A 21,672-nucleotide genomic window follows, 5' to 3' on the forward strand; every position below is an offset into this window, starting at 1 on the left:
GTCGAACCCCCTGGAGGCACCGTGAGCGTTTCCGAGTTTCCGCTCCCCGACGTCGGGGAGGGTCTGACCGAGGCGGAGATCGTCTCGTGGCACGTCAAGCCGGGTGACACGGTGTCGGTCAATCAGGTGCTCGTGGAGATCGAGACGGCGAAGTCTCTCGTCGAGCTTCCGTCTCCGTTCGCCGGCACGGTCGAGTCGCTTCTCGTCGACGAGGGGCAGACCGTCGAAGTCGGCACAGCGATCATCACGGTGCGGGGAGCGCAGGGCGAGGGGGATGCTCCCGCGCCGCCCGCGGAGGACGCGAGCGCGGCATCCGTCGCCGACACCGCCTCGACCATCGATCGAGAGGCAGACGACAAGCCTGGTGCGGTTCTTGTGGGCTACGGCACGAAGGGCGCTGTCGCGTCGCGTCGCCGCCGGAGCGGGGCGCCCGCCCCGAGCACGGCGTCGGCCCCGCCGGCGCAGGATGCGGCACCGCGCCCGCGCACGGTGCCGGCGTCGGAAGCCTCACCGGTCATCGCGAAGCCGCCGATCAGGAAGCTCGCGAAAGACCTCGACGTCGAACTCGCCGAGGTGACCGCGACGGGCCTCGCCGGGGAGATCACGCGCGACGACGTGATCCGCCACGCGCAGCAGGCGAGCGTCTTCCGCAACATCCAGACCCCCGAGTGGCCGAGCGATCGCGAGGATCGCATTCCCGTGAAGGGCGTGCGCAAGGCGATCGCCGCCGGCATGGTCAAGAGCGCGTTCAGCGCTCCGCACGTGAGCGTCTTCGTCGATGTCGACGCGACGCGCACCATGGAGTTCGTCGCCAGGCTCAAGGCGAGCCCCGACTTCGCGGGCATCAAGGTCTCGCCGCTGCTGGTCATGGCGAAGGCGATGATGTGGGCGGTGCGGCGCAATCCCACCGTGAACTCGACGTGGACCGACACCGAGATCATCGTGCACCACTTCGTCAACTTCGGGTTCGCGGCGGCGACCCCGCGCGGCCTGGTCGTGCCGAACATCAAGAACGCGCAGGATCTCACCCTGCGGGAACTGGCCCAGTCGATCGAGCAGATGACGATCACCGCGCGGGACGGCAAGCTGCAGCCCGCCGACATGGCGGACGGCACGATCACCATCACCAACATCGGTGTCTTCGGCATGGACACCGGCACGCCGATCTTGAACCCGGGCGAGGTGGCGATCGTCGCGCTCGGCACGATCAAGAAGAAGCCGTGGGTCGTGGACGGCGAGGTGCGCCCGCGCTTCGTGACGACGCTCGGCGCCTCTTTCGATCACCGGGTGGTCGACGGGGATGTCGCGAGCCGCTTCCTCGCCGACGTGGCGAGCATCATCGAGGAGCCCGCGCTGCTGCTCGACTGAGCGTGCGCGGTGCCGACGGCGCTACCGGAGGCAGCGCGCTGCGCGACCACCCGTCAGCACGAGCAGTCCGACGGCGAGCAGCCCGACGGCGGACCAGCCGAGCGCGGCCGTCGCGGCCGGACCCGTGGCCGCGAGGACCGGGGCCCATTGCGCGTAGAGCACGAGGTCGGCCGGTGACGCCCCGGTGTCGGCGGCGGCGAGCGTGCCGGTGTCGAGGGGCGTTGCGAAGCTCCAGGTGGAGCCATCGGAGGGGGCGGTGGACCATCCGCCGAAGGCGAACCCCTCGCGGGTGGGGGCTTCAGGCTCGCTGATGGTGGAGCCGACGACCACGTGCTCGTCCCCGGGGGCGGCGCTTCCCCCCATGGTGTCGAAGGCGACCGTCGCGACGGCCTGGCTGCGGTACCCCTGCCAGACGGGGGAGGTGTAGCCCTCGGCGACCCGAGTCGCGTCGTACCGCCACGGGTAGGTGAGGAGCGGGCCGGCGTCGCCCCCCGCCCCGAAGGCGTCTGCGCCGAGTGCCGGGGCGGGCCCCAGCAGCTGGACGGAGGCGAGGGGGTTGCCGAAGAAGGCATCCCCACCGATGGTCGTGACGCTGCGGGGCACCGTGAACGACACGAGGCTGTTGGTGACGAAGGCGCCGTACTCGATGGTGGTCACGGTGTCGGGAAGGGTGATCCCCGACATCGACCGGAATCCGAAGGCGAACTCGCCGATGATGGTGACCTCGTAGGTGTTTCCCTCGATAACCACCGTGCGCGGAACCTCCGCGGTGCTCCCGGATCCTGTGTAGTTGTCTACGGTCGCTCCCGCTGGAATGTCAGCGTCGTCGGCGATGTAGGTGAAGTCGTCGTCCGTGGCCCCCACGGGCGCGGCGGCAGCGGAACCTGTCGCGATAAGCGGGAGGGCGACTGCCGCCGCGAGGAGTGCGGGGAGTACCGGTAGGGCGGCTCGGGTCATCGTGTTCTCCACTGAGGTAGCGCGGTCAGACCAGAATGGTCCGAGACTGCGAAGCTGACTGCGACGTTATCCGATCCTCACCCTGGCCGCCGTGTGGATGTCGTCGATTCCAGAAGCACCAGCGGGATCGTGCGACTGGTGCGTGCCTGGTAGTGCGCATAGCCGGTGTACGACCGCACGACCTCGGGCCACAGGCGCGCGCGTTCCGAGGGGTTGGCAACCCGCGCCACCATGGCGCGGACGTCGCGCCCGGGTAGCCTCACCGCGACGTTCGGGTCGGAGACGAGGTTCAAGTACCAGGCAGGATGCTCGTCATCGCCCCCGCGCGACGCGACGACGACCAGCGAGTCGCCGTCGCGGGCAGCGACGGTGAGCAGCACGGAGCGAGCGCTGCCGGTCCGCCGTCCGGTCGTCGTCAGCTCGATGACAGGCATGGCCCCGAGCCGCGAACCGAGGCGCCCACCCGTCACCCGCAGCAGCAGGCGATGCAGTCCGTTCAGGAGCAGCATGGAGCGGCGGTTCGACATGCTCGCACCCTATGCGATCGGGGGGAGAGCATCGGGACAGGGCCGCGCGACGACCACGAAGCACCAGTCTATTGAGAATCGTGTTGACAATCATTATCGATAAGGCCTACGGTCGAGACATGCCTCCTGCTTCGAGACGTCTTCCCGCTCTGCTCCTCGCTGCCGCGGCAGGTGCCGCCCTCACCGCGTGCGCGGCTCCCGCCCCGGTCAGCGCGCCGGCGGGGCTCTCCGTCGTCGCCTCGACGAACGTGTACGGCGACATCGCGCAGTCGCTCGCCGGGGAGCTCGCGACGGTGACGAGCATCATCGACAGCGCCGCGATCGACCCGCACAGCTACGAGGCGAGCGCCCAGGACCAGCTGGCGATCGCGAACGCCGACATCGTCATCGAGAACGGCGGGGGATACGACCCCTTCATCGACGTGCTCGTCGAGGGCTCCGGCTCGACCGCCATCGTGATCTCCGCCGTCGAGGCGAGCGGCCTCCTCGACGAGAGCCACGGCGACGAGGCGCACGCCGATGAGACCCACGCTGACGAGGCGCACGCTCACGACGACGAGAAAGCCGACGAGCACGGGCACGGTGACGACCACGACCACGGCCACATCGAGGGCCTCAACGAGCATGTCTGGTACGACGTGCACAGCGTCGGCCACCTGGCCGAGGCTATCGGCGCGGCACTCGTGGAGGCGGACGCCGCCAACGCAACCGCCTACGAGCAGAACCTCTCGACCTTCCTGAGCGAGCTCGAGGCGCTCGAGGCCGACATGGAGGCCCTCGCCGGCGCCCTCGGTGGCGGCACGGTCGCGGCGACGGAGCCCGTGCCCGTCTACCTGCTCATGGAGCTGGGCTTCGAGGACCGCACCCCCGCCGAGTTCTCCGAGGCGATCGAGGAGGGTGCCGACGTGCCGCCGCTCGCCCTGCAGCAGACCCTCGACCTCATCGACTCCGGCGAGGTGCGGCTGCTCGCCTACAACGAGCAGACCGAGAGCCCCGAGACGCAGCGCGTGCGCGACGCCGCCGAGTCGGCGGGCATCCCCGTCGTCTCGTTCGTCGAAACCCTCCCGGAAGGGGAAGACTACGTGTCATGGATGCGCGCGAACGTCGAAGCCGTGGAGTCGGCGCTGACACCCGCGTGACACCCGACCCCGACAGCGCCGCCAGCCCCGCCCCGGTTCTCAGCATCCGCGGCGGGGCCCTCGGCTTCGGAGGGCGGGCCCTGTGGACGGGCCTCGACCTCGAGATCGCCCCCGGCGAGTTCCTCGCCGTCCTCGGTGCCAACGGCTCGGGCAAGACGAGCCTGCTGCGGGCGATGCTCGGGCAGCAGCGGCTCGATGCCGGCGAGGTGCTCGTAGCCGGGCAGCCCGCTCGACGCGGTGCCCGCCAGGTCGGGTACATCCCGCAGCAGAAGATCGTGCCGCCGGGCACCCCGCTGCGCGGCCGCGATCTGGTCATGCTCGGGGTCAACGGTCACCGCTGGGGGCCGCCGGTCGCCACTCGAGCCGACCGCGATCACGTGGATGCCCTGCTCACCGCCGTCGGAGCGCACTCCTACGCAGACCGGCCCCTCGGCACTCTCTCCGGCGGTGAGCAGCAGCGGCTGAGGGTCGCCCAGTCGCTCGCCGACGACCCGGCGCTGCTGCTGTGCGACGAGCCGCTCATGAGCCTCGACCTGCACCACCAGCGAGAGGTGAGCGAGCTCATCGACGCCCGCCGGCGTCACCACGGCACGGCCGTCGTCTTCGTCACCCACGACGTCAACCCGGTGCTTGGCATGGTCGACCGCATCCTGTACCTCGCCCAGGGTCGTTTCACGATCGGCACGCCGGATGAGGTGCTTCGCGACGACGTACTCAGCGGCCTGTACGGCACGAGCGTCGAGGTGATCCGCTCGCGCGGTCGCGTGATCGTGGTCGGCGTGCCAGACGGCGACCACCACCACGAGGTGATCGCATGATCATGGTCGACTGGGCGACGTACGTGCAGCTGCTCGCGCTCGTGCAGAACTCCATCATTGCCGCGGCCATCCTCGGCATCGTCGGCGGCCTCATCGGGGTCTTCGTCATGCAGCGGGACATGGCGTTCGCGGTGCACGGCATCAGCGAGCTTTCCTTCGCGGGCGCGGCGGCAGCCCTCCTGCTCGGGATCAACGTGGTGGCAGGCTCGCTCGTCGGCTCTCTCCTCGCCGCCGCGCTCATCGGACTCCTGGGGGCGCGCGCACGCGACCGCAACTCGATCATCGGAGTGCTCATGCCCTTCGGGCTCGGGCTGGGCATCCTCTTCCTCGCCCTCTATCCGGGGCGCAGCGGCAACAGGTTCGGCCTGCTCACCGGGCAAATCATCAGTGTCGATCTGCCGCAGCTCGGGCTGCTGATCACCATCAGCCTGCTCGTGCTCGTCGTGCTGCTGCTCGTGTGGCGTCCTCTCGCCTTCGACAGCCTCGACCCGGAGGTCGCGCACGCGCGCGGTGTGCCCGGTAGAGCGCTCTCCCTCGTCTTCATGGTGCTGCTCGGGCTCGCTGTCGCCGTCTCGGTGCAGGTCATCGGCGCGCTCCTCGTGCTCGCCCTGCTCGTGACCCCGGCGGCGGCCGCCCTGCGCGTCTCGAGCTCGCCCGTGCTCGTCCCCGTGTTCAGCATGCTGTTCGGCTTTGTGTCCGCCGTCGGCGGCATCCTGCTCGCGATCGGGGGCTCGCTACCCATCAGCCCGTACATCACGACCATCTCGTTTGCGATCTACGTCGTGTGCCGCATCGTCGGCTCCCGTCGGTTGTCGGCCACCTCGGGGCGTACCCTGGTGGCACGATGAAGCGGAACACCTGGCAACGCGAGGCGGTGCGCTCGGCACTGGCCGAGAGCGAGCACTTCGTGAGCGCGCAGGCCCTCCACGCCGCGCTACGAGAGACCGGTTCGACGATCGGCCTCGCCACCGTCTACCGGGCCCTCACCGACCTCACCGAGGAGGGCGAAGCAGACGCGCTGCAGCAGGAGGGCGAAGCCCTTTATCGCGCGTGCACCCCCGGCAGCCACCACCACCACCTCATCTGCCGACGCTGCGGCATGACTGTCGAGATCGAGGCCGCCGCGGTCGAGTCGTGGGCGCGCGGAGTGGCGACCGAGCACGGCTTCACCGCCGCCGAGCATGTCGTCGACGTGTTCGGACTCTGCCCGCAGTGCACGGCGGATGCGCGGCGGAAGTAGCCGCACCCCGCGACGTCGTGGCTCGGAATTGCGACTCTGGGCGTGCAGGCCGTAAACTAGGCGATTGTGCCGAGCGGACATCCGCTCGTCCTTGTGCGCACTGTTCCCCGGTCTCCCGCTACACGACCGGAACCGGTTCAGATCTGCGTGCCGACAAGTGACCTTGGGTGCGGCGTTCGCCGCACGGTAGCCGAACAAGAAAAGAGGAGCCATGGCAGCCGTCTGCCAGGTGACCGGAGCCGTACCCGGTTTCGGACACAACATCTCGCACTCGCACCGCCGCACCAAGCGCCGGTTCGACCCGAACATCCAGAAGAAGACGTACTTCGTGCCGTCGCTGCGCCGCAATGTCACGCTGACCCTGTCGGCGAAGGGCATCAAGGTGATCGACGCGCGCGGCATCGAGTCCGTCGTGAAAGACCTCATCGCCCGCGGGGAGAAGATCTAGTGGCCAAGCAGCAGGACGTCCGTCCCATCATCAAGCTTCGGTCGACCGCCGGCACCGGGTACACCTACGTGACCCGCAAGAACCGTCGCAACGACCCCGACCGCCTCGTGCTCAAGAAGTACGACCCGGTCATCCGCAAGCACGTCGAATTCCGCGAGGAGCGCTAGACATGGCGAAGAAGAGCAAAATCGCGCGCAACGAGCAGCGCAAGATCATCGTGGAGCGCTACGCCGCGAAGCGACTCGAGCTGAAGAAGGCCCTCGTTGACCCGAACGGCACCGACGAGTCCCGCGAGGCCGCGCGCAAGGGTCTGCAGAAGCTCCCGCGCAACGCGTCTCCCGTGCGCGTCCGCTCACGCGACGCGATCGACGGCCGCCCGCGCGGTGTCCTCACCAAGTACGGCATCTCGCGCGTCCGCTTCCGGGATATGGCTCACCGTGGTGAGTTGCCCGGAATCACGAAGTCAAGCTGGTAGCGTCAAGGCGGCTCGACAGCACCCGTTGCTGACGAGCCGTCTACAGCACACCTGAGGTCCGAGGAGGACACCATGAACCGTTCCGAGCTCGTCGCCGCAGTGGCCGCTGAGTCCGGCCTGAGCCAGGCTGACGTCAACCGCGCCGTCGACGCCCTGTTCTCGGTCGTCTCCGGCGCCGTCGCCAGTGGCACCAAGGTCTCGATCCCCGGGTGGATTGCGTTCGAGCGCACGCACCGCTCGGCGCGCCAGGGCCGCAACCCGCAGACGGGCGAGTCGATCCAGATCGCCGCGTCGTACGGCGTGAAGGTCAGCGCCGGCAGCAAGCTCAAGGCCGCTGCCAAGTAGGGTTCACCACCGTACCTGACGATCAGGCGGCTCCGCGCATCGCGCGGGGCCGCCTTTTCCGTGGCCCGATGAGCGCCGCGCCCGCCACGGGGCCCTGCAGACGGCAAGGGGGATGCCCGGCTCGACTCTTCTTCAGCGGCGTCGTCTAGCCTCGAGGAGAGTAGGAAGGCCGCCCGCATGACCTCGTCGCCCACCGCGACCCGCACCCCGCGCGGTGCGCCGCGTCGTGCCCCCGATGTCGACGCCGTCGCCAGCGAGGGACTGCCCTGGGGAGCGCTCGGTGTCGCCGCTCTCGGCCTGACCGGGCTCCTCGCTCTTCTGGTCTCCCTCGTCGTCGGCGGCGCTGCCGAGGCTCCGCTCGTGCTCGACCCCGGACCGGTCGTGCGCTACGGGCTGCCGATCGCCAAGCTCGCGACCACCCTCGGCGCCTCCGCCGCGATCGGCGCCCTCCTGCTCTCGCTGCTCGCCCTCACCCGCGATACGCCCGCCTACGACCGCGCGCTCGACGTGGCGGCTGCAGGGGCTGCTCTGTGGGCGCTCGGCGCCGTCGCGACCGGTTTCTTCATCTTCCTCAGCGTCTTTCTCGAGCCGATCACGCTCGACGACCGCTTCGGCCAACTGCTCGCCTCCTTCTTCACCGAGCGCGAGCTCGGGCAGGCGTGGCTCGCGACCGCGCTCATGGCGGCCGTCGTCACGGTGCTGTGCTTCGCCGTGCGCTCCCCCGCGCTCCTCGCCGGCGTGCTCGTCCTCGCCGTGGCCGCCCTGTGGCCCGTCGCGCAGACGGGGCATGCGGGCGGCACGGCGGATCACGATGCGGCGGTCACCGCCGTGTACCTGCACAGCGTCTTCGCGGCCGTCTGGGTGGGGGGCCTGCTCACACTCGTGCTCGCCCGCCGCGCCCTCGGCGATCGACTCGGCGCCGTGCTCGCGCGATACTCGACTCTCGCGCTCATCGCCTTCATCGTCGTCGCTGTCTCCGGGCTCGTGAGTGCGCAGATCCGCGTGGGGGCCCTGGAGGGCCTCGCGACCCCCTACGGCGCGCTCCTCATGGCGAAGGTCGTCTCCCTCGTCGTGCTCGGGGCGTTCGGGGCCGTCTACCGGCGCGTGCTCATCGCCCGCGTGCAACGCGCGGCCCGGCCCCGAGCATCCCTGTGGGCGATCGTGGTGGCCGAGCTCGTCGTCATGGGCGCGGCCTCCGGCATCGCCACCGCGCTCGCACGCACCGCGCCCCCCGTGGAGGAGGTGCCCGCCGAGGAGCTCGCCGACCCGACCCCCGCCGAGCTGCTCACGGGATCTCCGCTGCCGCCGCCCTTCGAGCCCTGGCGCCTCGCGACGGAGTGGGACCTCAATCTGCTGTGGGCGCTCCTCGCCGTGTTCGGTGCCTTCTTCTACCTCGCCGGCGCGCGGCGCCTGCAGCGTCGCGGCGACCGCTGGCCCGTGCACCGCACCATCCTGTGGGTCGCCGGCATGGCGATGCTGTTCGCGGTCACAAGCGGCGGCTTCGCCGTGTACGAGCCCTACCTGTTCAGCATCCACATGCTCGGTCACATGCTCCTGAGCATGGCGATACCCGTGCTGCTCGTGCTCGCCGCTCCCGTGACCCTCGCGGCGCGCGCGATCCACGCGCGCACCGATGGCTCGCGCGGCCCGCGAGAGTGGATTCTCGCGATCGTGCACTCGCGCTTCGCAGGCCTCGTCGGGCACCCCCTCGTCGCGGCCGTCGTCTTCGCCGTCTCCCTCCTCGTGTTCTACTACTCGCCCGTGTTCTCCTGGGCCGTCACCGACCACGTCGGGCACCAGTGGATGATCCTCCACTTTCTGCTGAGCGGATTCCTCTTCGTCAACGCGCTCATCGGCATCGACCCTGCCCCCTATCGGCCGGCGTACCCGATCCGACTTCTCATCCTCATGGCGACCATGGCGTTCCACGCCTTCTTCGGCCTCTTCCTGCTCACCGGTACCGGTCTGCTGCTGCCCGAGTGGTACGGAGCGATGGGGCGCGAGTGGGGTCAGGCGCCGCTCGCCGACCAGCAGACCGGGGGCGGCATCGCCTGGAGCGTCGGCGAGATTCCCACACTCGCACTCGCGCTCCTGGTGATGCTCTCCTGGAGCCGCTCCGACAGCCGAGAGTCGAAACGGCGCGATCGGCAGGCGGAGCGCGACGGCGATGCCGAGCTGCATGCCTACAACGACATGCTCGCTCAGCGGGCCGACCGCGCCGGCTCGTGACGGCGCAAGCGACCGGCCTCGTGGCCACCTGACGGCGCCGCTCCCTAGCCCGCTGGTGGGGCGATCGTCAGCCGCGGCGTGCCGTCCCGCATGACGACCTCACCGGTGACCGTGGCGGTGAGCGTCGTGTCGACATCGGAGATACGGCCGTCGAACAGTCGTTGCACGGTCACGCGCAGACCCACCTCGGCGAGAGCGCGCATCTCCCACGTTCCGGGTGTCGACGATGCGGACAGCGTGATGACCGGCTCGCGGACGAGCTGCCACTCGGGCAGCCCCAGCACGCGATCATCGATGCTGCGGCCGAAGGGGCAGCCGGTCGGCTGCAGAACCTCCTGCTCGACGCAGCCCAGGAGGAACGCCGTGACCTCCTGCAGCACGCCGCGCTCGAGCCGCGCGGTGGGCTCCGCCTCCAGAACGACGAGGCGTGGTGCAGACGCGGTGAGGCGGAGGCTGCGCGGCGCAGCATCGACGAACGGATCGGCGACTCCGATATCGAGCCGTGCTGGCACGAATCCGGTGAGGCGCGCGGTCTCCCCCGCGGCGGCAGAAGCGAGCCGCACGTCGTTCACCACGAACTCGTCGTGCTGATCGACGCCGACCTCGAGGCTGCGCACGGGAGGCGTCTCGAAGCTCCACTGGGGGATGACGCCGAGCAGCGGCTCGGCGGGGGCGAGGGTGAGGATGACGGTGGCCGCATCCGCGAGGCCGCCGTACTCGGCGATGATGGCGACCCGGCCGTCACCTCGGTCGATGCGCCCGAGCACGGCGAGCACGGAGGGTTCGCCTGCATCGCCGAGCGGCGTCGGAGTGCCCTCGGGGAGACCGGCCAGACGGGAGGCGGTCACGAGGTCGTCGGCCGCGAGCGCCTGCAGGTAGCGCTCGGCATGAGCCTCGGGCGTGGTCGCGGTGCTGATGAGGATGGCGAGCACGCCGGCACCCAGTCCGGCCAGTGCTGCCGCTGCTCCTCCCCACACCAGGGGTGCCCGCCTCATGCGCCCAGCCTACGGTTCGTGGTGCAGCTCGCCGGTTACAGTGGAGGCTTCCGATCTGCGGCAGGAGCGTCATGGCGGCACCCGGCGATGCGCGGCGCGCTCCCGACGGCACTCCGCTCAGTGCTGAGCAATCCGCTGTGCTCGACCTCATCGAATCCACCCGCGAGCACGTCTTCCTCACCGGGCGGGCGGGCACCGGCAAGTCGACCCTGCTCGAGACCTATCTGACGACGACCGACCGCACGGCGATCGTGTGTGCCCCGACAGGCGTGGCCGCGCTGAACGTGGGCGGGCAGACGATCCACTCGCTCTTCCGGCTGCCGATCGGCCTCATCGCCGACCACGATCTCGACGACCCGCCCGAGTTGCGTCGTCTGCTCGCGAGCGTCGACACCGTCGTGATCGACGAGGTCTCGATGGTGAGCGCCGACCTCATGGACGCGATCGATCGCCGCCTGCGGCAGTCGCGCGCCCGCCGCCACGAGCCGTTCGGCGGGGCCCAGGTCGTGCTCTTCGGTGACCCGTATCAGCTGGCGCCCGTGCCCGGCCGTGACGAGGGCGAGCGCGCGTACTACGCCGACCACTACCGGTCGATGTGGTTCTTCGACGCTGCCGTGTGGCAGTACACCGACCTGCGCATCGTCGAGCTGCAGACGATCCACCGCCAGCAGGACGCCGACTTCCGCGCGATGCTCACGGCCGTGCGCCACGGCACCGTCACGCCGGAGATCGGCCGGGCCCTGAACGAGGCGGGCTCCCGCCCTGCACCCGAGGAGGGCGTGCTGACGCTCGCGACGACCAACGCGACGGTGACGCGCATCAACCGGGATGCCCTGCGTCGGCTGCCCGGAGACCCCAAGACTGCCCGGGCCGAGATTCTCGGTGAGTTCGGCGGCGCTGGCGGCTACCCCGCCGACGAGCAGCTCGAGCTCAAGGTCGGCGCGCAGGTGATGTTCCTGCGCAACGACACGAGCGGCGACGGATCGCCGCGCTGGGTCAACGGCACCCTCGGCACCGTCGAGAGCATCGGGCGCACGGTACGCGTCGAGGTCGATGGCGAGAGTCACGAGGTGCTGCCGGCGACGTGGGAGAAGTACAAGTACACCTACTCGGCGGCGAAGAAGTCGGTGAGCAAGGACGTCATCGCCGAGTTCACCCAGTTTCCCCTGCGCCTCGCGTGGGCAGTAACGATCCACAAGTCGCAGGGCTCCACCTACGATCAGGCGATCGTCGACCTCGGCCCTCGCGCCTTCGCGCCGGGACAGACCTACGTCGCGCTCAGTCGCATCCGCTCGCTCGAGGGCTTGCACCTCACGCGTCCGCTCCGACCGAGCGACATCATCGTGGACGACAACGTGCGCCGCTTCATGGCCGACGTCGAACCCCTCATCGGCCGGGCGGTGGCCGGCTCGGCCGGATAGTTCCGCGGGCGTCGCCGCGACGGGCAGCGACGCTACGGCGCGTGGCCCGCGTGATCGCTGTGGTCGCCGAACACGATGCGGGGGCCGGTGTCTTCCGCGTCCTCGGTCTCGACAATCTCGATGGCGGGTTCAGCGAGGGCCGGAGATGGCGTCACGATCGGTCCGAGAGCGAAGGCGAGAGCCGAGGCGACGACCACGGCGCTCGCCGCTATGGTCGCGGCGGCGAAGGGCCGGGGCGGAGCATCCCCCCGATGCTCCCGCCCCCGCCTCGCCACGAAGGCCGCAACGATCGCTCCCGATAGCGACATGAGTGCGACGCTCGTGATCGGCAGACCTGCGGCCGCTCCCCCGAGCGGCGGCAGGTCCGCCGTCACGATCACCGCCAGCGCGACTCCCCACAGCAGCGCTGGCGCGGCCAGCACACCGGCGACGATGCGTGCGGTGCTGCTGGACACGGTGACCTCCCCTGACACCCCTCATTCGGTACCCCCTCAGAAACGGTTTGCCCGCTGGGTGCATCGCCGCAGAGATGGCGGCCCGGAAAGAAGCAGAGTCGGAGGGGATGACGGGAATCGAACCCCGCGGACGCGGTGAGCGTTTGCGCGTCGGGCGTTCTGCCGGGTTGTCCGTCGGCGGGTGGAGGGGATGACGGGAATCGAACCCGCGCTATCAGCTTGGGAAGCTGAAGTTCTGCCATTGAACTACATCCCCGCGCGCGCTGGAGCTTGGAGCGAAGGCCATTTCTGGCCTTCGCCGCGACGCCAGCGCTGGTGCCCGTCTCGGGCACCAGGTCGCGTGAGCAGTGTAGCAATCCCTCGCTAGGCTGACCTCATGCTGCTGAGCGACCGCGACATCCGCGCCGAACTGGACTCCGGGCGCATTGGTCTCGACCCGCTCGACGTCTCGATGGTGCAGCCATCCAGCGTCGACGTGCGCATCGACGGGATGTTCCGACTCTTCGACAATCACAAGTACCCGTTCATCGATCCGGCCGAAGAGCAGCCGGAGTTGACGCGCCTCGTGGAGGCGAAGCCCGGGGAGCCGTTCATCCTGCACCCGGGAGAGTTCGTGCTCGGCTCAACCTACGAGCTCGTGACGCTGCCGGACGACGTTGCCGCGCGCCTCGAGGGCAAGAGCTCGCTGGGCCGCCTGGGCCTGCTCACCCACTCCACGGCGGGGTTCATCGACCCGGGATTCAGTGGTCACGTGACGCTTGAGCTCAGCAACGTCGCCACGCTGCCGATCAAGCTGTGGCCGGGCATGAAGATCGGGCAGCTGTGCTTCTTTCGCCTCAGCTCGCCGGCCGAGAACCCGTACGGCACGGGCGCATACCTCAATCGCTACCAGGGGCAGCGCGGCCCAACGGCGTCGCGCTCGTTCCAGAACTTTCACCGCACCGAGATCGAGCCGTCGAGCTAGGCGCGAGCCGTTCGCGCGGCGGAGTTGTGCCGACGGTCAGTCGCTGGTCGAGGCGAGCAGCGCGCCGATGCGCTCGATGAGCTCGCGCGAGCTGAACGGCTTGACGATGTAGTCGTCAGCACCGGCCTCGAGCGCCCGCTCGACGTCGCTGCGCTGCGAGCGCGCGGTCAGCATGAGCACCTTGAGTCGACGGTCGGGGTCGTTCCTCCGCAGTTCTTCGCACACCTCGATGCCGTCGCGCCTGGGCATCATCCAGTCGAGGATGATCAGATCGGGCTTCTGCGTCGCCGCGAGCTCAAGACCCTGCTCGCCGTCGATGGCGCTCAGCACGTGGTGGCCGGCCCCCCGTACACGGTTCTCGAGTAGGAGGAGCACGTCGGGCTCATCTTCCACAATGAGAATCGTTGACACGTCAGCCCTCCCCTCGGCGCGTATTTCCGTATCCTCTCATGTAACGCTTTGCACCGGTGGGGCCATCGCAGAGGGAGGCGCGCGAGTGGGACAGGGAGGTCTCGTCGGGCAACTCTTCTACGCCGGCACCACGGCGCGACGGCTCGGCATTGCGGCCCTCGTGCTTCTGGCGGGTGCGGTGAGCGCCGCCTCGGTGCTCGTCAGCCCCATGGATGCCGCGATCGCCGCATGGTGGCCCGCGGCGGGTGTCAGCGCGGTCGCCGTGCTCGCGTCGCGGGGCCCTCGCGTCACCGCGGCCCTGGCGATCGCTGCGGTCACGGCGGCCGGCAACGCGATCGGCGGTCGGGAACTGCTCGTCGCAGTGCTCTTCGGTCTGGCGAACGCGGCCGAGGCGTGGCTGGTTGCCTGGATACTGACGCGGGGGAGCCCCGTCGCTCGGCTCGACGGCTTGCGCGACGTCACGCGGCTTCTCATCGCCGCCACCGTCGGCGCCTTCGGGATCGGCGTTCTCGCGGGCGGCACTGCGTGGGCGCTTCTCGGTTCGGACTTCCTCTCGACCGCACTCAGCCTGTTCAGCTCGCACGCCTCCGCGCTCCTGATCGTGATGCCTCTCGCGCTCGTGAGCTCGCGCCTCACCCGTCGGGTACACCCGGTCGAAGCCGTGCTGCAGGTCTCCGCCGTCTGCGTCATGGTGGGTTACACCTTCTGGCCCGGCAATGTGCTCCCGCTTGCGTTCCTTCCCTTCATCGCCCTCCTGTGGGCGGCTTTCCGGTTTCCGACCGCCGTCGTCGCGGTGGAGCTCATCGCCACGGCAGCCGCGACCACCATTCTCACCGCGGCGGGCGGCGGCCCGTTCGCCGTCTTCGCCGACGACGGCCAGCGGACGACCGTCGCGCTCATCCAGGTGTTTCTCCTCGTCTACGCGATCGGCGCTCTGTACATTTCGGCGGCGCGCAACGAGTGGGCGAACGTCGTCACGCAGCTCGACGCACGTGAAGCGCTCCTCCGCGGCGGCATCATCAGCTCCGACACCGGCATTCTCGTGGCCGAAATGCTGGACGGTGAGCGCCTGCGCGTGGTCGGCGTCAACGCCACAGCGCTCGAAGCGATCGGGCACACGGAGATGCCGTCATCATGGGGCACCGCCGGCATCTGGATGCAGCGCGATCGCGTCGTCTTCGGCGTCAGGGAACTCGACGACGCTATTCGCGCTCGGCGACCGGGCCGCGCGGACATCGAGCGCGACGGTCGTCGCTTCGACGTCGACATCGCGTTCCATGCTCAGGCCGGGGGTCGCCCCGTCGCCACCCTCGTCTTCACCGACGTGACCGCGCGAAACGCTCGCGAGCAGTTGGCGCTCCGCGTCGCCGATGATCTGCGCCGCCTCAACGAGCAGAAGGACGACTTCATCGCCTCGGTGAGCCACGAGTTGCGCACACCGGTGACGAGCATTCTCGGCTTCGCCGAGCAGCTCGAGGAGTCTCGCCTCAGCGAGCAGGATCAGCAGGCGACCCGCATCATTTCGCGCAATGCCCGTCGCCTCGCCGACGTCATTCAGGACGTGCTCGAGCTGAGCAAGCTGAGTGCAGTAGGAGCAGAGCCCCGCACTGCCGGGCCGATCGATCTCGGCCTGCTCGTGCGGCAGTGCGCCGAGGATGCCTCGGGGCTCAGCCCCGAGCGCGAAGTGCGTGTCGAGGTCACCGCGCCCGAGCATCCCGCCATCGTCGTGGGCGTGGTGCAGGATCTTGCGCGCGTGTTCGCGAACGTGCTCTCCAATGCGGTCAAGTTCAGCGCTGCTGGTGGAACGGTGGCGATCACGGTCGACGATCATGGTGCCGGACCGGTGGTGGTGCGCGTGGTCGACCACGGGCCGGGCATCCCGGCAGCCGACCTGCCACACGTCTGGGATCGCTTCTACCGCGTGCAGACCGAGCGTCACCGCGAGGTGCCCGGTACGGGTCTCGGGCTCCCGATCGTGAAGGGTCTCGTGGAGGCCCGCATCGGCGGCTCGATCGAAATCGAGTCGGACGGCGAGAGCGGCACGACCGTCATCCTGCGCATTCCGCGGGAGGCGGCGCCCTTGAAGCCCGTAACGGCACCGGTGCTCGTGGCGACGGAGACGTCGACGCCGTCAGCGCCGGGCGCGGATGCTCAGGCCGATGCTCGGGAGGGCGCCGAGTAGGCACCCTGCCAGGCGGCGAGCTGCCAGCCCAGCCACGGGCTGAACGCGAAGGGTGTCGCCGTGACGGCGGCGCCCAGCTGCTGAGGCTCCACCCACGCCCATTCGGCGACCTCGTCCGCGGCGGGCGAGGGGTCGCCCATCGCGCGCGCCGTGAACACGGGGCAGATCTCGTTCTCGACAATGCCCGAGGCGTCCACGGCTCGATAGCGGAAGTCGGGAAGGCTCAGGCGCACGTCGCTCAGCTCAAGACCGAGCTCGCGCTCGGCGCGGCGCACGAGCGCCTCCTCGAGCGCCTCCTCGGGTGCCGGGTGGCCGCAGAAGGCATTCGTCCACACTCCCGGCCAGGTCTTCTTGACGAGAGCTCGGCGTGTGACCAGCACCCGGCCGCGCTCATCGAACACGTGGCACGAGAAGGCGAGGTGCAGGGGCGTCTGCGTCGTGTGGACGGTCGCTTTCGGCGCCGTGCCGATAGGAGTGCCGTCGTCGGCGACGAGCACGACGGTTTCAGGAAGATCGGTCATGTGCGGCTGTAGTCTGCTCGGGTGAAGAGGAACGACCCGGTCACCGTCGCAGAGGAGCGAGGCGCTGTGGTCGACGCTGTGCTGGAGCGCTTCTTCAGCCTATCCAAGAAGCGCGCCGAGCCCCTCGGAGACCATTACCAGCACCTGTGGGGCCTGCTCGAGCGCAACACCCAGGGCGGCAAGAGGTTTCGCCCCCGCATGGTCATGGCCGCCTACAGCGGCCTCGGCGGCACCGATCTCGAGGCGGCCGCGTACGTGGGCGCCTCCTTCGAGCTGCTGCACACCGCGCTCATCGTGCACGACGACGTGATCGATCGAGACTTCGTGCGGCGGGGCATCCCGAACATCTCGGGCACGTACCGCGACCACGCCGTCGACCGGGGCGCGAGCGTCGAGATCGCCGAGCACCGAGGGGTGTCGGCCGCGGTCATCGCCGGCGACCTCGCCCTCTTCAACAGCTACCGCCTCATGGAGCGCAGCGGCGTGGCCGCGGAGATGCGCGACCGCCTGTTGGAGGTGCTCGACGAAGCGATGTTCGCGAGCGCAGCGGGGGAGCTGATCGACGTCGACTTCTCGATCGACCCGCACACTCCTGTCGTCGACGACATTCTGCAGATGGAGCGCCTCAAGACGGCCGTCTACTCTTTCGAGGCGCCGTTGCAGGCGGGTGCGATCCTCGCCGGGGCGAGCGAACAGATCGTGGCGACCCTCGGCGGGTTCGGCCGTGAGATCGGCATCGCGTACCAGATCGTCGACGACGTGCTCGGGGTGTTCGGCGAGGAGTCGTTCACCGGCAAGACGACCATCGGCGACCTGCGCGAGGGCAAGCGCACGGTGCTCATCGCGTTCGCGTGCGGAACACCGCAGTGGGAGGAGCTGCGGCACCTCATCGGCAAGCACGACCTCACCGAGGAGGAGGCTCAGAGGGCCCGCGGCATGCTCGAAGAGTGCGGGGCCCGCACGTTCGCCGACGATCTCGTGCGCGGGTGCGCGCAGCGCGCCCTCGACCTGCTCGCCGAGCCCCACATGCCGCAGTCTCTGCGGGAGGAGCTGCACCCCGTGGCGGCCACAGTGCTGGAGAGGATGCGATGAGCCGCCTCACCCTGTACGACCGCGTCGCCGAGGAGACGGCCGCGGTCGTCATCCGTCGCTACTCGACCTCGTTCGGGCTCGCCTCCCGCCTGCTGGCGCCGCGCGTGCGCCAACACGTGGAGAACGTGTACGCACTGGTGCGCATCGCCGATGAGATCGTCGATGGTGGCGTGACGGAGGCCGGCCTTGACTCGGCCGCTGCGGGGCGGTACCTCGACGAGCTCGAGGCGGACACCGACCAGGCGATGGAGCACGGCTACAGCGCCAACCTCATCGTGCACGCTTTCGCGCGCACGGCCCGAGAGGTCGGCTTCGGCACCGAGTTGACCCGCCCCTTCTTCCACTCCATGCGCATGGATCTCACCGACACCGAGCACGACGACGCGAGCTTCGACACCTATGTCTACGGGTCGGCCGAGGTGGTCGGCCTCATGTGCTTGCGGGCGTTCCTTCAGGATGCGCCCACCGACGAGGCGCAGAATGACCGGATGGTGCGCGGCGCGCGCGCCCTCGGCGCGGCGTTCCAGAAGGTCAACTTCCTCCGCGATCTCGCCGCAGACTTCGAGACGCTCGGCCGCAGCTACTTTCCCGGCATCAGGGTGGACTCGTTCACCGAAGAGGAGAAGCACCGCTTGCTCGACGACATCGACCACGACCTGAGCGTCTCCGCCGCCGTGATCCCCGAGCTGCCGGCCGGCAGCCGCAAGGCGGTCGCGCTCGCGCAAGGGCTCTTCTTCGAGCTCTCCCGCCGGCTGCGCACGACGCCCGCCGCGCAGCTGGTGCAGGCGCGCGTGCGTGTGCCCGACCCCGTGAAGGCGCGCATCGCTGTCGCCGTGCTCGCGGGGCGCATCCCGCAGCCGCGCCGCTCCGCGGTGCCCGCGGAGGTGACCGCGTGAGCCGCGCAGTCGTGATCGGAGGAGGCATCGCGGGCCTCTCGACCGCCGCCCTGCTCGCGCGGGACGGGCACGAGGTGACGCTCGTGGAGAAGCGTGAGGCCCTCGGCGGTCGCGCGGGCTCCTGGGAGGTCGACGGGTTCCGCTTCGACACCGGACCCAGCTGGTACCTCATGCCCGAAGTGTTCGACCACTTCTTCCGCCTGTGCGGCACGTCGTCAGCCCAGCAGCTCGAGCTCATCCAGCTCGACCCCGGCTACCGCGTCATCACGCAGGGGTTCGAGGGCGCCGTGGACGTCGCCGCGTCGCGCGAGGAGAACATCGCGCTGTTCGAGTCGATCGAACCGGGCGCGGGGCGGGCGCTCGAGACGTACCTGGAGTCGGCGCGGGACACCTACGAGATGGCGAAGAAGTCGTTCCTCTACACGAGCTTCGCCTCCTTCGGCCCGCTGCTCACGCGCGATGTGCTCAAGCGCAGCGCGAAGCTCGTCCGCATGCTGCTGCAGAACCTCGACGCCTACGTCGCCCGGCGCTTCGGCGACCTCCGCCTGCGGCAGATTCTGGGGTATCCGGCGGTCTTCCTCGGCTCGTCGCCGTTCCTTACGCCGAGCATGTACCACCTCATGAGCCACCTCGACCTGGCCGACGGCGTGCTGTATCCCATGGGCGGCTTCACCCGCCTCATCGACCGCATCGCGGCGGTCACGCGCGACCAGGGCGTCACGATCCGCACCGCCTCGCCGGTGACGCGCATCCTCGTCGACAGTGACACGAAGCACGCGCGCGGGGTCGAGCTCGAGGGCGGAGAGGTGATCGAGGCCGACATCGTCGTCTCGGCGGCCGACCTGCACCACACCGAGACGACGCTCCTGCCCGAGGAGCTGCAGACCTACCCGCAGTCGTACTGGGACAAGGCGACGGCGGGGCCCAGCGCCCTGCTGCTCTACTTGGGCGTGAAGGGCGAGCTGCCCCAGCTCGAGCACCACACGCTGCTCTTCACGGCCGACTGGCGCGAGAACTTCGAGGCCATCTTCGGGCCGACGCCGAGCCTGCCCGACCCGGCCTCCCTATACATCTGCAAGCCGAGCGGCATCGACCCCTCCGTCGCACCGGAGGGCCACGAGAACGTCTTCGTGCTCGTGCCGGCGCCGGCCGACCTCTCCTTCGGGCGCGGCGACGTCGACGGCGACGGCGACACGCCCCTCGAGGCCTACGCCGACCGCATCATCGAGCAGATCGCCGCGTGGGCGCACATCCCCGATCTCGCCGACCGCATCGTCGTGCGCCGCACTTACGGCCCCGGCAACTTTCACGAAGACCTGGGTGCGTGGCGCGGTACCGCGCTCGGGCCGGCGCACATCCTCACGCAGAGCGCCTTCTTCCGCGCCGGCAACGTGTCGAAGAAGGTGCGCGGTCTGTACTTCGCGGGTGGGTCGACGATGCCCGGCATCGGGCTTCCGATGTGCCTGATCAGCGCCGAGCTCATCGTCAAGCGCCTGCGCGGCGACACCTCCACCGGGCCGCTGCCCGAGCCTCTCGAATCGACCGGCCCGCGGGCCGAGGAGCCGTCGGCGGCGTGATCGGCTTCGCCTACCTCGGCGCGCTCGCCATCGCCCTCACCGGCATGGTGCTCCTCGACCGACGGTTCCGCCTCTTCTTCTGGCGCGACTGGCAGCGCGCGGCCCTCGTGCTGCCGCTCGGGGTGGTGTTCTTCCTCATCTGGGATGTCGCAGGCATCGCTCTCGGCATCTTCTTCCGAGGGCAGACGGACTTCATGACGGGGATGCTCGTGGGCCCCGAGCTACCGCTCGAGGAGGTCTTCTTCCTGACCCTGCTGAGCTACAACACGATGAACGCCTACACGGCCGCGAAGGATCTGCTCGCCGGGCGCTGGCGCCGCCCCCGCGCACCGGGGGTGCGCACATGACGTACGCGCTCCTCAACACGGTGTTTCTCGGCCTGGTGGTCGTCATCGCCGTCGCCGCGATCCTGGCCAGGCGTGCGCCTGACTGGCGCGCTGTCGGCCTCGCCGCCGTCCTCATGCTCACGCTCACCGCCGTGTTCGACAACGTCATCATCGGCACGGGACTCGTCGCCTACGACGACTCGCTCATCAGCGGCGTGCGCATCGGTCTGGCCCCCATCGAGGACTTCGCCTACACGCTGGCCGCGCTCGTGCTGCTGCCGGCAGTGTGGGAGCTGCTACCGCGTCGCGGAGGTGCGACGACCACCGGCGTGCAAGCCGCGCAGGGCTCAGGAGAGCCCTCGTGAGCACACTCGCTCAACTGACGCTCAGTTCTCGCCCGCTCAGCTGGATCAACACCGCGTTCCCCTTCGCTGCCGCGTACCTGCTCACCGCGCGCGACATCGACCTCACGCTCATCGTGGGCACCCTCTACTTCCTCGTCCCGTACAACCTGGCGATGTACGGCATCAACGACGTCTTCGACTACGAGAGCGACCTTCGCAACCCCCGCAAGGGAGGCGTGGAGGGTGCGCTGCTCGACCCGAGCATTCATCGCACGACGCTCGTGGCGGCCCTCGTGACCAACCTGCCGTTCCTCGTGTACCTCGTGATCGTCGGCGACCCGCTGTCGTGGCTGGTGCTCGCGGTGAGCGTGTTCGCCGTCGTCGCCTACTCGATGAAGGGTCTGCGCTTCAAGGAGAAGCCTTTCCTGGATTCGCTCACCTCGAGCACCCACTTCGTGAGCCCCGCGGTGTACGGTCTCGTACTCGCGGATGCCGCCTTCACGCCCGCGCTGTGGTTCATCCTCGCCTCTTTCTTCCTGTGGGGCATCGCGAGCCACGCGTTCGGTGCGGTTCAGGATGTGCTCGCCGATCGCGAGGGCGGGCTCTCCTCGATCGCGACCGTCATCGGCGCTCGCGCGACGACGCGGCTCGCGGTCGTGGCGTATCTCGCCTCGGGCCTGCTGCTGCTCGGCACCGAGTGGCCCGGCCCGCTCGCGGCTCTTGCGGCCGTGCCCTACGTCGTCAGCACCGCGCAGTGGTGGCGGGTGACCGACGAGACCGCGGAGGACGCGAACCGGGGGTGGCGGCGGTTCCTGCTGCTCAACTTCATTGCGGGCGCGATCGTCACGATGCTGATGATCGGCTGGACGCTCACGACCTCGTAGACCCGGTTCGGAGGATCGAGCGCGGGCGAGCGCCTACTCTGGAGGACTACAGAAGTGG

The 21,672-nt window shown here is 69.5% G+C and carries 25 protein-coding genes and 1 tRNA gene; 19 read left to right on the plus strand and 7 right to left on the minus strand.

Annotation, left to right across the window (positions count from 1 at the left end; all coding sequences use genetic code 11):
- Positions 1-21 precede the first annotated feature (21 nt).
- Entirely contained in the window at positions 22-1,368 is a 1,347-nt protein-coding gene (locus RJQ01_RS10570) for a dihydrolipoamide acetyltransferase family protein (RefSeq protein ID WP_350476687.1), read from the plus strand.
- A 21-nt stretch (positions 1,369-1,389) separates the two neighbouring features.
- On the opposite strand, the gene RJQ01_RS10575 is transcribed toward RJQ01_RS10570, so the two are convergent.
- Positions 1,390-2,325 carry an InlB B-repeat-containing protein gene (locus RJQ01_RS10575; protein ID WP_350476688.1) on the minus strand — a complete coding sequence of 312 codons (936 nt, stop codon included), beginning with the start codon at positions 2,323-2,325 and terminating at the stop codon, positions 1,390-1,392.
- Between the two features lie 77 nt (positions 2,326-2,402).
- Positions 2,403-2,852, minus strand: a complete 450-nt coding sequence (locus tag RJQ01_RS10580; RefSeq protein ID WP_350476689.1) for a nitroreductase/quinone reductase family protein — start codon at positions 2,850-2,852, stop codon at positions 2,403-2,405.
- Between the two features lie 119 nt (positions 2,853-2,971).
- Here RJQ01_RS10580 and RJQ01_RS10585 point away from each other — a divergent pair, with 119 nt between their 5' ends.
- From RJQ01_RS10585 to RJQ01_RS10625, 9 genes are all read left to right on the plus strand, one after another.
- Complete coding sequence (locus RJQ01_RS10585) at positions 2,972-3,991, plus strand: metal ABC transporter solute-binding protein, Zn/Mn family (protein WP_350476690.1); 1,020 nt, start codon at positions 2,972-2,974, stop codon at positions 3,989-3,991.
- Positions 3,940-4,809 carry a metal ABC transporter ATP-binding protein gene (locus RJQ01_RS10590; RefSeq protein ID WP_350476691.1) on the plus strand — a complete coding sequence of 290 codons (870 nt, stop codon included), beginning with the start codon at positions 3,940-3,942 and terminating at the stop codon, positions 4,807-4,809. The genes RJQ01_RS10585 and RJQ01_RS10590 overlap by 52 nt, the downstream gene beginning before the upstream one ends.
- Positions 4,806-5,657, plus strand: a complete 852-nt coding sequence (locus RJQ01_RS10595) for a metal ABC transporter permease (RefSeq protein ID WP_350476692.1) — start codon at positions 4,806-4,808, stop codon at positions 5,655-5,657. The genes RJQ01_RS10590 and RJQ01_RS10595 overlap by 4 nt, the downstream gene beginning before the upstream one ends.
- Positions 5,654-6,049, plus strand: a complete 396-nt coding sequence (locus RJQ01_RS10600) for a Fur family transcriptional regulator (RefSeq protein ID WP_350476693.1) — start codon at positions 5,654-5,656, stop codon at positions 6,047-6,049. Before RJQ01_RS10595 ends, RJQ01_RS10600 begins: the two co-directional genes overlap by 4 nt.
- 211 nt (positions 6,050-6,260) lie before the next feature.
- Entirely contained in the window at positions 6,261-6,497 is a 237-nt protein-coding gene (gene rpmB / locus RJQ01_RS10605; RefSeq protein WP_152583284.1) for a 50S ribosomal protein L28, read from the plus strand.
- Complete coding sequence (gene rpmG / locus RJQ01_RS10610) at positions 6,497-6,664, plus strand: 50S ribosomal protein L33 (RefSeq protein ID WP_055857761.1); 168 nt, start codon at positions 6,497-6,499, stop codon at positions 6,662-6,664. Before rpmB ends, rpmG begins: the two co-directional genes overlap by 1 nt.
- Positions 6,665-6,666: 2 nt before the next feature.
- Positions 6,667-6,972 carry a 30S ribosomal protein S14 gene (gene rpsN, locus RJQ01_RS10615; RefSeq protein ID WP_350476694.1) on the plus strand — a complete coding sequence of 102 codons (306 nt, stop codon included), beginning with the start codon at positions 6,667-6,669 and terminating at the stop codon, positions 6,970-6,972.
- A 72-nt stretch (positions 6,973-7,044) separates the two neighbouring features.
- Positions 7,045-7,317: an HU family DNA-binding protein gene (locus tag RJQ01_RS10620; protein WP_350476695.1), complete on the plus strand. Its 273-nt coding sequence runs from the start codon at positions 7,045-7,047 to the stop codon at positions 7,315-7,317.
- 177 nt (positions 7,318-7,494) lie between these two features.
- On the plus strand, positions 7,495-9,546 hold the full coding sequence (locus RJQ01_RS10625; protein ID WP_350476696.1) for a bifunctional copper resistance protein CopD/cytochrome c oxidase assembly protein: 2,052 nt from the start codon (positions 7,495-7,497) through the stop codon (positions 9,544-9,546).
- Between the two features lie 44 nt (positions 9,547-9,590).
- Here the strand turns inward: RJQ01_RS10625 and RJQ01_RS10630 are convergent, their stop codons facing one another.
- Entirely contained in the window at positions 9,591-10,541 is a 951-nt protein-coding gene (locus RJQ01_RS10630; protein WP_350476697.1) for a hypothetical protein, read from the minus strand.
- Positions 10,542-10,612: 71 nt separating this feature from the next.
- On the opposite strand from RJQ01_RS10630, the gene RJQ01_RS10635 reads away from it, so the two are divergent.
- Entirely contained in the window at positions 10,613-11,962 is a 1,350-nt protein-coding gene (locus tag RJQ01_RS10635; RefSeq protein WP_350476698.1) for an ATP-dependent DNA helicase, read from the plus strand.
- Between the two features lie 32 nt (positions 11,963-11,994).
- On the opposite strand, the gene RJQ01_RS10640 is transcribed toward RJQ01_RS10635, so the two are convergent.
- The gene (locus RJQ01_RS10640; protein WP_350476699.1) at positions 11,995-12,417 is read right to left on the minus strand and encodes a hypothetical protein; all 423 of its coding nucleotides are present in this window, start codon (positions 12,415-12,417) and stop codon (positions 11,995-11,997) included.
- Positions 12,418-12,599: 182 nt separating this feature from the next.
- Positions 12,600-12,673, minus strand: a tRNA-Gly gene (locus RJQ01_RS10645).
- Positions 12,674-12,793: 120 nt separating this feature from the next.
- Here RJQ01_RS10645 and dcd point away from each other — a divergent pair.
- The gene (gene dcd, locus RJQ01_RS10650; RefSeq protein WP_350476700.1) at positions 12,794-13,381 is read left to right on the plus strand and encodes a dCTP deaminase; all 588 of its coding nucleotides are present in this window, start codon (positions 12,794-12,796) and stop codon (positions 13,379-13,381) included.
- A 36-nt stretch (positions 13,382-13,417) separates the two neighbouring features.
- Here dcd and RJQ01_RS10655 read toward each other — a convergent pair whose 3' ends face one another.
- The gene (locus tag RJQ01_RS10655; RefSeq protein ID WP_350476701.1) at positions 13,418-13,792 is read right to left on the minus strand and encodes a response regulator transcription factor; all 375 of its coding nucleotides are present in this window, start codon (positions 13,790-13,792) and stop codon (positions 13,418-13,420) included.
- Between the two features lie 85 nt (positions 13,793-13,877).
- Between RJQ01_RS10655 and RJQ01_RS10660 the strand changes: the two genes are divergently transcribed.
- Positions 13,878-15,974: an ATP-binding protein gene (locus RJQ01_RS10660; protein ID WP_350476702.1), complete on the plus strand. Its 2,097-nt coding sequence runs from the start codon at positions 13,878-13,880 to the stop codon at positions 15,972-15,974.
- Here the strand turns inward: RJQ01_RS10660 and idi are convergent.
- Positions 15,944-16,495: an isopentenyl-diphosphate Delta-isomerase gene (idi, locus tag RJQ01_RS10665; protein ID WP_350476703.1), complete on the minus strand. Its 552-nt coding sequence runs from the start codon at positions 16,493-16,495 to the stop codon at positions 15,944-15,946. The two genes, RJQ01_RS10660 and idi, sit on opposite strands and share 31 nt — an antisense overlap.
- Before the next feature lie 21 nt (positions 16,496-16,516).
- Here idi and RJQ01_RS10670 point away from each other — a divergent pair, with 21 nt between their 5' ends.
- The 6 genes from RJQ01_RS10670 to RJQ01_RS10695 are packed head-to-tail and all read left to right on the plus strand — an operon-like array spanning position 16,517 to position 21,614.
- Entirely contained in the window at positions 16,517-17,587 is a 1,071-nt protein-coding gene (locus RJQ01_RS10670; protein WP_350476704.1) for a polyprenyl synthetase family protein, read from the plus strand.
- Positions 17,584-18,483 carry a phytoene/squalene synthase family protein gene (locus RJQ01_RS10675; protein WP_350476705.1) on the plus strand — a complete coding sequence of 300 codons (900 nt, stop codon included), beginning with the start codon at positions 17,584-17,586 and terminating at the stop codon, positions 18,481-18,483. The genes RJQ01_RS10670 and RJQ01_RS10675 overlap by 4 nt, the downstream gene beginning before the upstream one ends.
- Positions 18,480-20,060 carry a phytoene desaturase family protein gene (gene crtI / locus RJQ01_RS10680; RefSeq protein ID WP_350476706.1) on the plus strand — a complete coding sequence of 527 codons (1,581 nt, stop codon included), beginning with the start codon at positions 18,480-18,482 and terminating at the stop codon, positions 20,058-20,060. Before RJQ01_RS10675 ends, crtI begins: the two co-directional genes overlap by 4 nt.
- The gene (locus RJQ01_RS10685; protein WP_350476825.1) at positions 20,060-20,407 is read left to right on the plus strand and encodes a lycopene cyclase domain-containing protein; all 348 of its coding nucleotides are present in this window, start codon (positions 20,060-20,062) and stop codon (positions 20,405-20,407) included. The genes crtI and RJQ01_RS10685 overlap by 1 nt, the downstream gene beginning before the upstream one ends.
- Complete coding sequence (locus RJQ01_RS10690; protein ID WP_350476707.1) at positions 20,404-20,751, plus strand: lycopene cyclase domain-containing protein; 348 nt, start codon at positions 20,404-20,406, stop codon at positions 20,749-20,751. The genes RJQ01_RS10685 and RJQ01_RS10690 overlap by 4 nt, the downstream gene beginning before the upstream one ends.
- On the plus strand, positions 20,748-21,614 hold the full coding sequence (locus RJQ01_RS10695) for a prenyltransferase (protein ID WP_350476708.1): 867 nt from the start codon (positions 20,748-20,750) through the stop codon (positions 21,612-21,614). The genes RJQ01_RS10690 and RJQ01_RS10695 overlap by 4 nt, the downstream gene beginning before the upstream one ends.
- Positions 21,615-21,672: the final 58 nt, after the last annotated feature.

The organism is Microcella sp. (assembly GCF_040286215.1).
Taxonomy (GTDB): Bacteria; Actinomycetota; Actinomycetes; order Actinomycetales; family Microbacteriaceae; genus Microcella.